Here is an 11757-nt window from a genome sequence, read left to right on the forward strand (position 1 = left end):
TCAGAAATCGTCGCCGTGTTCGCAGTCGGTCATGCCGTCGGGCGCGCCGGGCTGGCCTTTGGTGCTCAAGGGCTGGCGACCGCTTTCAGCCTTCCAGGCGCCCATGGTTTTGCCGTGCACACAAACCTCCTCGAACTTGGGGATCCACTTCGTGTTGAGGTATTGGCAGATCTGCGTCCAGGTGCCAGGGCCTGTGGGGGCCCAGCAATGTTCCGGGACACCGATGGTGCAAAAAGAAAACACGTCCTCTTCGTAGGGAACGCCCCGGCTGAAGTACGCCCCGCCGGTCTGCCCGTGCGCATTCACACCGTCGCACTTGGACGCCCATGCCCCACCCTGCAAGGCCATCAGCGCCAAGGCCGCTAGTAAAGCTCGTGTCTTGTGTGTCTTGTTCTTGGCATGCATCTGTTCTTCTCCCTGTTCGCGCGGTTTTTCTGGTTCAGGCGTCCGACGTTTCGGCGTGGCGCAAGAACTCGTGGTGGTTGGCCATGTGGGTATCCCGCTGCCGCTTGAGGCCTTTGCGGCGGGCGTGGAATTCGGACAGCCAGGTGTCGGGCAGTTCCGGCGTGGGATGGCTGGCTAGCAGTTCGTTGAGGATTTCGACGTTGTCGCTGGAGCCTGAAAGCACCGCCAGTTCGTCGTCCATGCCGTTGAGGTTGAGCTGGCACAGCACGGCGTTGTGGCCCTGCTTGACCAGAAAGCACCGGCTGCGCTCGTCCAGCCCGACCACAAGGTCGAATTCGGCCCGGGTGAGCTTGAGGCCGTCCATGTAGTCGCGCGGGTCGGCGTTGGGGTTGGGCAGCAGGATCATGGTGGCCGTCTGCTCGATGAGGGCGGCCGAGATGTCGCTGTTGATGGCGTCCTGCGGGCTCTGGGTGGCGAAGATGCCCAGACCGTTCTGCTTGCGGATGGTCTTCTGCTTGTTCTTGGCGAAGTCCTTTAGGCCGCCTTTGCCTTCGAGCACTTTCCAGAATTCGTCCATCACGTAGATGAAGGGGCGGCCGTCAATGAGGCTTTCCATCCGGTGCAGCAGGTACTGGATGATGGGCTCGCGCGTCTTGCTGTCTTCGATGACTTCGGTGTAGTCGAAGCCGATGATGTTGGCGTTGCCGAATTCGATGTTGTCGGTCGGGTTGTCGAACACCCAGGCCGAGGGACCGCCCTTGCACCAGATGGACAGCGATTCGTAGAGGCTGCCTTCCCCCATGTTGGGCAGGCTCTTGCGCAGGTTGGTCATGGTGCGCAGGTGCACGGGCGTGTCGAGGATGGCGCGCACCGCACGGATGAGGTCGTCCTGTTCGGTGGCGGTGTACTTTTCCTTGCCGCACAGCGTTTGCACGAGTTCGATCAGAAACTGCTCGTTCTCGGGCGTGTTGGCACATTGCAAGGGGTTGAAGCCCGTGGGCTTGCCCTTTTCCAGCGAGAAGTAACGCCCCCCGCAGGCCTGGATGAAGATCTGCGCACCCTTGTCCTTGTCGAAAAAGAAGACCGTGGGCTCGGGTTGCAACTTCTGGATCTGCGCCAGCAGGAAGTTGATGAGCGCGGTCTTGCCGGTGCCGGACTTGCCGATCACCATGGTGTTGGCCACGGCTTTTTCGCCAAGGGAGTATTCGTTCGGTTTGGTGGCGTGGAAGTTGAAGTGATAGGCCTGATTGTTCAGCGTCTGCAGCACGCTGACGGACGAGCCCCAGGGGTTGAAATTGGGTTTGCCGGTGGCGAAGTTGTGCAGCGGGCAAAGCCCCAGGAAGTTGAGCGAGCTCAGGTTGGCCATGCGCGGGCGGAAGCGCCAGTTGCAAGGCAGTTGCGCGTAGTAGGCGGCGGCCACCGCCACGTCTTCCTTGACGGTGACAAAACTCGCCCCCGACAGTTGCGCACGTGCCTGGGCCACGTTGAGGTAGAGGTCGTCCTGGTTGGCGGCGTAGATCGCCATGTTGAAGTGGTACTGGCCCAGCACGAAGTTGCCGGATGCGAGCTGGTCCATGGCAAAGTCGAGCTCGACGATCTGGCTGACGGCCTTGTCTTCGGACGACAGCATGGCGCCCTTGGTGCGCTGCAGGGCCTTCATGGAGTCATACCGGCTCATGGGCGTGAACGAGTGCGTGACGACGTACTCGAACTCCAGGTACTTGAGGCCGTTGAGAATGCCTGGCCAGCTGCTGTCGGCGTACTCCTTGATGTTCAGGATGGCGCCGAAGTGGTTGTCGCCATCGCTGGTGCGGATGGCATAGTCGCCACTGCCCGGGTTGAACATGTGGCGGCTGGTGGGCAGGTAGCTGTAGATGGGCGCCGGGAGCACGGGCACGGGCTCGTCGGTGTGGTTGAGCAGGTAGCCGTAGAACTCCAGGTTCTCGGAAAACACCTGCTTGTGCACGCTTTCGTACAGCCCGAGCCGGTAGGGGGCGTAGTCGGCCAGCAGCACCTCGACGTTGCCAGCCAGTTCGTAGATTTTTTCGAGGCAGGCTTTTTCTTCCTGCCGCAGGACGTTGACGTCACGCGCCATGGCCGTGAAGCGTTTGCCGCTGACCACGGGCCGGTAGATCATGGTCAGGTACAGCTCGTTCTGCATGAGGCGCTTCGTGGAGAGGCGCTCCATGTACCGGTCGTGCAGGTCCTGGCTGAAGCGGTACGGGAACTTCGCGTCGGCGTTGATCCTGCGCCGCCGACGGATGTCGTGCGCCCAGAACGCGAGGTTTTCGAAGTCCGGCGCGCGCAGGCTTTGCAGCAGGCTGTTGAAGGTACGGTGCCGGTGTTCGAGCTCCCAGTCTTCACGCCCCACGAAAGGGAACCCGCTGAGCAGCCAGGTGATGAGGTAGTCACCCTCGCGCGTCTTCACGACGTGCGAATCGACGTGCGTGCTGAACGGGACGAAGTTGCTGTAGTTGGCGTCAGCGGTGAACATGCTTCTTTGGGCGGCTGCGCCCCGTTACATCCATTCCCGGTAGCCGTCCAGACGGTGGGCGTCTTTGCGGTACCGGGATGGACCAAATACCCACGAGGCACCGTAGATGGCGGGATTGCGGGGAAGGAAACGAAACACAAGGTTCAGGCCGATCAGCCTGAAGATCAGCTCATCCTTCTTGGCCATCAGACGCATCACCACGATGACAAAGGGAATGACCAGGAGGATGTAGAGCGACACGTACATCGCCAGCAGCAGCGGAACGCCGACGCCCACGAGAAACGGCACGTAAGGCACCCCGAAGATCATCGGGGGCCGGGTACATCCGCGAAAAAGGACGTCCTTCTTCACGCGAAAAGCCGTTGCACGGTCAGCAGCGTCACTTCGGTGCAATCGGAAGAGCCCCAACCGCTGACGAACCAGCCGGCAATGGTGCCGGCGCCACCGATCAGCAGCCCCCCGATCAGGATCGGGGCCACGTCCGACATGCGCTTGTGGGCGAAGGCAATCTGGTAGCCGGCAAACACCACGGCGATGGTCACCACGGTGATGGAAATCACCTTCAGAATGACTTCGAAGTTCTTGAAGAACTTGTCGACCTTGTTGCAGGCAGCGGCAAAGCCCTCGTCGCCGGCCGCCCAGGCCTCCGGCGCGGCCGCCAGCAGCGCGAATCCAGCGACCATGAATGCCAGGGTCTGGAGCTCCAGGCGGGAAATCAGTGGCTTGTTACATTGCATAAATCACCTTTCTTGTTGGCAGGAAGATCAAAAAACGAACGACTTGTCGGACGGCGAAGCGTCCGCCGGCGAAGCCGGCTCACGGGCACCGTCCGGCGAACGGCCGGCCCGGTTCTCAGGCAAACCTGAAGACTCTGGGATGTGGAGCAAGGCGCCCCCTTTGGCCTCCCGGGACACCACACGCCGAGACGCGGGCCGGGCAGCCAGGGGAGCATCGGGATGGGGCAAGGGCAGTTGGGCGCCCGGCGCTGTGGCGGCAGGCCCGGGCTGCGGTGCCGCGGGCACGATGCGGGTCTGGTAGGGATTGCCATCGCCCCCCACCACCTGCAAAGGGATGCCCGCCAGGCCGCGCCCGGCACCCGCGCCGGTGGGCGGCATGATCATCCCCGGTGACGGGCTGTTGGCGGGTGCGGCCGGTTGTGCTGGCGCAACCGCCGTCGTCGTGGGCGGCGCCCCTTCACCGGCGCGCAATGGCACGCCATCGTCGCGCGCAGGCTTGCGCGGTTGGGCGTTGTTGTAGGGAATGATGCGGACTTCGGCGGTCTGCACCGCCTGGTCCTGCGCCCTGCGCATGGACGCAAAAATCTTCTGCACGTAGCCGTGCTCGAAGCCGGTGACGAAATTGCCGGAGTAGTAGCAGCTGAAGGCCTTGCCCCAGTCGCGGGCACGGTCGTAGCACTCACGAAGAATGCGCGCACCGGCCTGGAGATTGGGACAGACCTCGAAGGCCTGGGCGTAGGTCTGGAGGCCGTACTTGGCCAGGTTGTAGCGGTTGACCTGCGCGATGCCGACGGAAAAGTTGTAACCCTCGTCCTTGAGGGTTTGCACAGCCTCAAGAGCGTCGTCCAGGCTTCGGGGTTGGCGGGCCAGATACCCGCCAACCACCCCGATGGCAAATGGATTGAGTGATGACTCCACGTGCACGACGTGTTGCATCACCTCTCTCGGCACGGCGAGATCCGGACAGTCAAGCATGGTGACCGCATGGGGCCTGCATGCCCACGGCACCCATAAACCTGCGGTGCGGGGCTGCGGCCTCCTCCTCCTGATAGTTGCGACAGCTCGACTATCTTAGCTTACAAATTAAGTAAAAAAGCTGAACTCCTCACAAAACACCGCTTCTTCCGAAACAAAATGCGTATAAATGTTTCCGTTTTGATCAACCCATCAAAACGCCTCGATTTTCAGCCCCTGCTTCCTGACAACAGCCTTCCAACTCTCGTAATCGCGCTGCAAAAAGCGGCCCAGCTCATCGGGGCGGCCCACGGCTGCGGTCAGGGCATCGCGGCCCAGCCGCTCCTTCACATCGGGCATGTCCACCACTTTGGCCAATGCTGCGTTGATCTGTTGCACCACAGCCTCGGGCGTGCCTTTGGGCGCCACCAGGGCAAAGTAATTGAGCACATTGAAGTCGGCCATGCCAGCCTCTTTCATGCCCGGCACCTGGGGCAACGCCGGGCTTCGCTCAGGGCTGGTGACCGCCAGTGCCTTGAGCTTGCCGTCACGAATGTATGGGGCGAGTGCGGGAATGGTGCCGGTGAGCAGTTGCACCTGCCCGGCGACAGCGTCGAGCGTGGCCGGGGCGATACCGCGGTACGGAATGTGGGTGATGAAGACGCCGGTGCGCGATTCGAGCGATTCGAGCAGCAGATGGTTGATACCGCCCACCCCGGCCGAGCCGTAGTTGAGCGTGCCGGGCCGCTGCCGGGCCCAGGCCACGAGCTCGGGCAGTGTGCTCGCCGGCACGTCTTTGTTGGCCACCCAGACCAGCGGTCCGTGGGCAATCATGCCAACGGGCGCAAAGCTGGCGATGGGGTCATAGCCGGCGGTGGGCAAGGCGGCGGGCACGGTGGTGAACGGCGCTGCCGCCAGCAGCAAGCTGTGGCCATCGGGTGGGGCCTTCGCCACCTCCTGCGCACCGATGGCGCCCGACGCGCCGGTTCGGTTCTCCACCACCACGCTGGTGCCCAGCAACTCGCTCAGTTTGCCGGCGACCAGACGCCCCATGGCGTCGGTCCCGGCACCGGGCGCAAAGGGCACGACGATGCGGATGGGCCGCTGGCCGTGCCAGGCAGAAGACGGCGCGCTCTGCGCCTGCACCGTCCAGGTGGCGCCGGTCAGTGCGGTGGTGATGAGGGCTTGCAGAAAAGGGCGGCGGCCGCAGACAGCAGACGACATGAAACAGCTCCGAAAGACAACGGGAAGACCTGTCAGGCCAAAAAAGCAGAGGTTGGCCGGTTTCGGTGACAGACGCGTGACCATCCCAAGGCGCTGTCATGACCTCTGCATGACTGCCCGCTTCAGTCAACCGCGCAGATATTGCCAGGCCCCCTGCCCGGCCCGCTGGCCACTGGCCAGGCAGGCGGTGAGCAGATAGCCCCCCGTGGGCGCTTCCCAGTCGAGCATTTCGCCCGCGCAGAAGCACCCGGGGAGCCCGGTCAGCATGCCGTGCTCATCCATCGACTCAAAGCGCACGCCGCCGGCGCTGCTGATCGCTTCGTCGATGGGGCGCGGCGCCACCACCGTGACCGGCAATGCCTGGATGGCGCTGGCCAGTGCTTGTGGATCGTGCAGTTGTTCGCGGGTCAGCAGTTCGTTGAGCAGCGCCATCTTGATGCCGTCGATCCCCAGCCGGCTTTTGAGGTGGGCCGACACGCTGCGTGCGCCGCGTGGGTGCGCAACCTGGGCGCGGACCTGTTCCGGACTGCGATCGGGCAGCAGGTCGAGCCAGAAGGTGGCGCGGCCGCTGCGGGCGATCTGCTCGCGCAAGGCGGACGAGACGGCGTAGATCAGGCTGCCCTCCACCCCGGTGGCGGTGGCGACGAATTCGCCTTTGCGGTGGAAAGACGGCCCGTGATCGCCTTCGAAACGGATCGCCACGGACTTGAACGGCTGGCCGGCAAAACGGTCGCGGAAGAACGGACTCCACCCGGCAGCCACACCGTGCACAGGCGAGCCCTGCACGTCGAAACCACAGTTGGCCGGCACCAGCGGTGCCACCGCCTGCGCACCGGCCGCGGTGGACAGCCAGCCTTGCCAGGCACCGTCCGAACCGAGCCGGGCCCAACTGCCCCCGCCCAGGGCCAGCACGGTGGCCCGGGCTTGCACCGTGCACGGCCCCTGCGGGGTGTCGAAGCGCCAGGCGGTCGTGCCCGCGGCGCCACCCGTTTGCGGCGTCGGCCCCAGGCAGCGGTGGCGCATGTGAAAGCGCACCGGCACGCCCCCGTTGCCCGGGTGGCGCAGGCGCTGCAGCCAGGCGCGCAGCAGGGGCGCGGCTTTCATGTCGGTCGGAAACACGCGCTGGGAACTGCCCACGAAGGTGTCGATGCCCAGGCTGGCGGCCCAGTCGCGCACCTGGGCCGGCCCGAAGGCTTCGAGCCAGGGGCGCAACACCGCCGAGCGCTCACCATAGCGGTCGGCGAAGGCGTCGAACGGCTCGGCGTGCGTGAGGTTCATGCCGCCTTTGCCCGCCAGCAGGAACTTGCGGCCGACCGAGGGCATGGCATCGAACAGATCGACAGCGACACCGGCACGCGACAGCACTTCGGCCGCCATGAGGCCGGCCGGGCCTCCACCGATGACGATGGCTTCGGACAGCAGCGGGGCGGGAGCTTCGGAGGTGGGGGCGGTCATGCGGGCACAGGAATTTCGATCAGTTGGCCGTTCGGGTTGACGAAGGCCACCCGCACCGGTTCGCCGGGACGGGCTTGGGACAGCGCGCGATGGTAGCCGTGCAGTTGCTCGCGCAGCGCGGCCTGCCGTTCCGGGTGGGTGGCGCTCTTGTAGTCCAGCACCCACCAGCAGCCCGTGTCAGCACGGCGCACGAGACGGTCCATGCGCAGCAACTGGCCGTTGGCCCAGATGTCCACCTCGCTGCCCCAGTGCGCGAGCAAGCTGGCGTCCCACGCCCAAGCCGCGTCGCCGCCAAGCACGGCCTCGGCCATGCGCAGCGCTTCGCCAGCCTGTTCGGGCGTGAGCCCGAATTCGCGCGCCACCGCCTGGCGGTGCAGCACATCCCAGCGGAAACCAGTTGCTGGCGTGGGCACCCATTGCAGCAAGCGGTGCAAGGCCAGCCCGACGCGGGTGCGGGCATCGTCTTCCGGCACCGGAGCGGGCTGGCCGGGCGCTGCGCTGGCCGCAGCAGGCGGGACCGTTTCGGCCGGGCTCCAGACCGGCAGATCGCGCACCACCGCCGGCTCGACCGGCACGCCCGCGACCGCGTTGGGGGAAGTAGCGGCCACGACGGGCACGGGCTGCGTCAGGGGTTCGATGCGCGCGCGCCAGGTGGGCAGATCGCCGCGCCGGTGCGGTTGCACGCTGGAAATCACCAGGCGGTCGGCCGCGCGGGTCAGCGCCACGTACAGCGCGTTGAGCTCTTCGAGCGCGCGCGCCTGCTGCTCACGGGCGAGCAGATCGGCAGCGCAGGCGGGCGGGGTCTTTTCGCTGGCCAGGAACACGAAGCGCGTGGGCGCCGCCGCCTCGCCCGGCCAGTCCACCAGCACGCCCATGCTCTCGGCCATCGGGGGCGGTGCGTCGGTATCGAGCAGCAGCACGGTGTGCGCCTCCAAGCCCTTGGCGCCGTGGATGGTGAGCAGGCGCACCGCCTGCGGCCGGGCCGGCTGGGGCAGGCGGATGCCCCCCGCCTTGAGCGCGCGCACGAAGCGGTAGGCGGTGAGAAAACGCCCGCCATCCTGCGCGAGCGCCTGCGCCAGCACGGCCTGCAGCGCCAGGCGCGCGCTCTCGCGCTGCCGCGGCGGCACGGCACTGGCGTAGCGCGCGAACACATCGCCCTCGCGGTAGATGACCGAGAGGGCATCGTGCGGTGGCAGGGTTTGCAGACACGCGCGCCAGCCCGCCAGGGTGCGCGCCACCTGGGCCAGTGGAGCGTCCACCACCGGATCGTCCGAGGCGCCCTCCCCGCCGCTGGCCAGCGCCTGCAACACCGCCCACCAACGCGGGGAATCGGCGCGCGCGGATTCCCCACCGCCAGCCGCCGGTTTCGCCGCCGCGCGTCGGCACAGCCGGGCGATGCGGGCCAGCGCGGCGTCGTCGAGCCCGAACACGGGCGACTTGAGCGCGCGCGCCAGGCTGAGGTCGTGCGCCGGCGATACCAGGGCGTCGAGCAGCGCGATCAGGTCTTGCGCCACCGGGTGGTCGGCCAGGTCCTGGCGTTCGGGCTGTTCGCCGGCAATGCCGCGTTCGGCCAGGGCGTCGTGCAGCCAGCCCAGGCGCTCGCGTTTGCGGGAGAGCACCATCACGTCCTGTGGTTGCAGCGCGCCCTGGCCGATTTCCGCGGCCAGCCAGTCGGCCGCCTGCCGCGCTTCAAGTGCACTGAGCTTTTCCTCCGGCACCAACCGCGGCGTGCCGAGGCTGTCGCGCCAGGCGGGGCCCTCGCCGGTGTCGGCGGCCGCCGGAGCATCGTGGCCGCGCTCGGGGCGCTCAATCGGTGGCAGCGCCAGCGCCGCACCGGCTTCGGCGCTTTCGGTGGTGTGGGGGCGAAAGCCCGCATAGCCGGCGTCGGCCTCGGCACCCAGCATCACGGTGTTGAGCACGTCCACCACGCCGGTGGCACAGCGGCGGGTGTGGTCGCAACTGAGCAGCGCCCCACCCAGTCCGTGCACCACGAAGTGCTGGGCGGCTTTGAACACCTGGGGTTCGGCACGGCGGAAGCGGTAGATGGACTGCTTGGGATCCCCGACCAGAAACACGCGCGGCGCCTCGCCGCTGCCTGCGCCGGCATACGCCGAGAGCCAGCCATAGAGCGCCTGCCACTGCAGCGGGTTGGTGTCCTGGAACTCGTCGATCAGCAGGTGGCGCACGCGGGCGTCCAGCCGCTGCTGCAGCCAGCCCGAGAGTTCGGCGTCGGCGAGCAGACGGCGTGCGGCGCCCTCCACATCGTTCATGTCGACCCAGCCGCGCTCGCGCTTGAGCGCAGCAAACGCGGCGATCAGCGCCCGCGTGAGCCGGGCCATGCGCTGCTGGTGCTGCCAGGCGGCGTGCTGGCGGTCGGCGGCCAGCAGGGTTTGCAGTTCGGCTTCGGCCGCCTGCGCGGCGGGGAACTTGGCCAGGTGGTTGGTGAGGCGGTCTTCGCTGGCGACAAAAAAGGCCTTGCGCAGTGCCCGCAGGCGGCGCGCCAGGGCCGGCACCGAGGTGTCGTCCGCGTCGGCAAACGCATCGACCACGGCGTCGCCGGCTTTCTGCGGGGTCTTGTTCTTTTCCGCGCCCAGTTCGCGCGCCCAGCCCAGCCAGCGCGCACGGCAGGCTTCGCCGGCCAAGGCCTGTGCCGGCACCCCGAAGGCGGCCAGCGCCGGATACCGCTGCGCAAAAGGCTCGACAGAGCCGTCCACCACGCCGTCGCGGTCGGCCAGGGCGAACTCCACCCGCTTGGCCAGGGCATTGGCCAGGGCCTTGAGTGTCTGGCTACGGCCATGCAGGGCCACGCTGTCGAGGAAGTCCTGCCGCAGGCCGGCGTCGGCGTCCACGCTGGCGTAAAAGCGCGGCCAGGCCAGTTCGGCGGCCTGGGCATCGTCTTCCAACAGTTCGTGCTCGGCGGGCAGCTCCAGCTCGTCCAGCACCGCCAGCGGCGCGCTGCGCAACAGCGATGCGAACCAGCTGTGGAAGGTGCGGATCTGCACAGGCCGGCCATGGGCGAGCAGGCGTTGGTGCAGGCCCTGCAGATCGGCAGCGCGGCGCTGCGCGTCGGCCGCCGCCATGCCGCGCAGTTGCAGTTCGGTGACCAGCGTGGCTTGGGGCTGCCCGGCGAAAGACGCCGTCCAGTCCTGCAGGCGCTCGCGCATCTCGCCCGCGGCCTTTTTGGTGAAGGTGATGGCCAGGATGTCCTGCGGCTCGGTACCGTCGAGCAAGGCGCGCAGGATGCGCGAGACCAGCATCCAGGTCTTGCCGGCACCGGCGCAGGCTTCCACGGCGACGCTGCGCGCAGGATCGCAGGCCACGGCGTAGAACGCCGGGCGCGCCACCAGTTCGCCATCGATGCGGTAGGCGGCCTGGGCCGTGTTGGGGGTATGCGTCATGCCAGCCCCTCCCGGAAATCGCGCCGGCACAGGCCGCGTGCGGCACAGTGTTCGCAAGCGCGGCCTTCGCCGAGCGGCGGCAGCGGATGCCCGGCGCCGATGCGTTCGAGGTCGTGGCGAATGCCGTGCAGCAGGTGTTCGCGCGCCACGGCCAGCTCGGTCTGCTCGACAAAGCGCGTGGCTTCTGCGGGGTCGCGGCTGTCGGTGATGCTGAGGTAGCCGCCGCGCACCGGCAGATCGCCCGGTGCAGCGCCCATCAGCGCGGCGTAAAAGGCGATCTGCGTGTCCTCCAGCGGCTCCTTGACCCGATCCTGGGTGCGCAGACGCGGCTCGGTCTTGTAATCGAGCACCACGAAGCCGGCCCCCTCGCCGGTGGCAGCGCGGTCGATGCGGTCGAGCTTGCCGTACAGGCGCCACGGTCCGAGCGGCTGCGTGATCGCCTGCTCGGCCTGGTGAAAACGCGGACCGCTGCCGCCCTGTTCGTAGCCCGCCAGCCAGGCGAGGTAGCCGTCGCGCAGCGCGGGCCAAGACGCCAGAAACGGCAGAAAAGCCGCGCTGTCGTCGCTGGCGGGCTGGCCTTCGGCGGCCATCAGGCCCATGCGACGGGCCTCCACCAGCGCCAGGCTGTCAAGGCGTGCGCGGTCGCCGGCCTCGTTGCGGGCCGGGTCGTCGGACTCGCGGCCTTCGTGGAAGGCACGCAGCACGGCGTGAAGCCAGTTGCCCATGTCGCGCTTGTCGGGGCCGGCCTCGATCTCGTCGGCACTTTGCAGGCGCAACTGGCGCAGCGCGAAGAAGCGGTACGGGCAGTCACGCAGGTCCTGGTAGGCACTGGCCGAAAGCGCCTCGGGCAGCAGGTCGCCCGCAACCGGAAGCGGCTCGGGCGGCAACGCCGCCGGCAGCGTGCGCACAGTCCGGGGGTCGGTGGCCTCAACCGCCGTGCGGCCACCGCTGGCGGGACCGGCCAAGGCCCGCACCCAGGCCGCGGGCAGCACCGCATCGCTCTGGTCCTGCCGGCGCCAGAGCAGATCCAGCCGGGGCTGGGTGAGCAGATGGGCCCAGGCCTGGGCCGCGGCTTGCGCGAGGGCCGGCG

At 67.3% G+C, this 11757-nt stretch carries 9 protein-coding genes; all 9 read right to left on the reverse strand.

Annotation, left to right across the window (positions count from 1 at the left end):
* Window positions 1–405 (reverse strand): hypothetical protein, encoded by a 405-nt coding sequence (locus tag QQK43_RS17275; protein ID WP_234262897.1) that lies wholly within the window; start codon window positions 403–405, stop codon window positions 1–3.
* 34 nt (window positions 406–439) lie between these two features.
* Complete coding sequence (locus QQK43_RS17280; protein WP_234262895.1) at window positions 440–2899, reverse strand: VirB4 family type IV secretion/conjugal transfer ATPase; 2460 nt, start codon at window positions 2897–2899, stop codon at window positions 440–442.
* 24 nt (window positions 2900–2923) lie between these two features.
* A complete protein-coding gene (locus tag QQK43_RS17285) occupies window positions 2924–3250 on the reverse strand; it encodes a VirB3 family type IV secretion system protein (RefSeq protein ID WP_284308740.1) in 327 nt (108 codons plus the stop codon).
* Window positions 3247–3582, reverse strand: a complete 336-nt coding sequence (locus QQK43_RS17290) for a TrbC/VirB2 family protein (RefSeq protein ID WP_284308741.1) — start codon at window positions 3580–3582, stop codon at window positions 3247–3249. The genes QQK43_RS17285 and QQK43_RS17290 overlap by 4 nt, the downstream gene beginning before the upstream one ends.
* A gap of 81 nt (window positions 3583–3663) precedes the next feature.
* The gene (locus QQK43_RS17295) at window positions 3664–4611 is read right to left on the reverse strand and encodes a lytic transglycosylase domain-containing protein (RefSeq protein WP_284308743.1); all 948 of its coding nucleotides are present in this window, start codon (window positions 4609–4611) and stop codon (window positions 3664–3666) included.
* Between the two features lie 192 nt (window positions 4612–4803).
* Complete coding sequence (locus QQK43_RS17300; protein ID WP_284308744.1) at window positions 4804–5814, reverse strand: Bug family tripartite tricarboxylate transporter substrate binding protein; 1011 nt, start codon at window positions 5812–5814, stop codon at window positions 4804–4806.
* Window positions 5815–5940: 126 nt separating this feature from the next.
* Window positions 5941–7269 carry a TIGR03862 family flavoprotein gene (locus QQK43_RS17305; protein WP_284308745.1) on the reverse strand — a complete coding sequence of 443 codons (1329 nt, stop codon included), beginning with the start codon at window positions 7267–7269 and terminating at the stop codon, window positions 5941–5943.
* Window positions 7266–10667 (reverse strand): UvrD-helicase domain-containing protein, encoded by a 3402-nt coding sequence (locus QQK43_RS17310; RefSeq protein WP_284308746.1) that lies wholly within the window; start codon window positions 10665–10667, stop codon window positions 7266–7268. Before QQK43_RS17310 ends, QQK43_RS17305 begins: the two co-directional genes overlap by 4 nt.
* Window positions 10664–11757, reverse strand: a 1094-nt coding sequence (locus tag QQK43_RS17315; RefSeq protein WP_284308747.1) for a RecB family exonuclease, incomplete at its 5' end; no start/stop codon positions are given. The genes QQK43_RS17310 and QQK43_RS17315, both read right to left, overlap by 4 nt.

It is taken from the genome of Hydrogenophaga electricum, assembly GCF_030160815.1.
Lineage (GTDB): Bacteria > Pseudomonadota > Gammaproteobacteria > Burkholderiales > Burkholderiaceae_C > Hydrogenophaga > Hydrogenophaga electricum.

What these genes read in the sequence shown, in the direction of transcription:
- QQK43_RS17275 (WP_234262897.1), bottom strand. Translation starts at nt 405, where the DNA reads ATGCATGCCAAGAACAAGACACACAAGACACGAGCTTTACTAGCGGCC.
- QQK43_RS17280 (WP_234262895.1), bottom strand. Translation starts at nt 2,899, where the DNA reads ATGTTCACCGCTGACGCCAACTACAGCAACTTCGTCCCGTTCAGCACG.
- QQK43_RS17290 (WP_284308741.1), bottom strand. Translation starts at nt 3,582, where the DNA reads ATGGTCGCTGGATTCGCGCTGCTGGCGGCCGCGCCGGAGGCCTGGGCG.
- QQK43_RS17295 (WP_284308743.1), bottom strand. Translation starts at nt 4,611, where the DNA reads ATGCTTGACTGTCCGGATCTCGCCGTGCCGAGAGAGGTGATGCAACAC.
- QQK43_RS17300 (WP_284308744.1), bottom strand. Translation starts at nt 5,814, where the DNA reads ATGTCGTCTGCTGTCTGCGGCCGCCGCCCTTTTCTGCAAGCCCTCATC.
- QQK43_RS17305 (WP_284308745.1), bottom strand. Translation starts at nt 7,269, where the DNA reads ATGACCGCCCCCACCTCCGAAGCTCCCGCCCCGCTGCTGTCCGAAGCC.
- QQK43_RS17310 (WP_284308746.1), bottom strand. Translation starts at nt 10,667, where the DNA reads ATGACGCATACCCCCAACACGGCCCAGGCCGCCTACCGCATCGATGGC.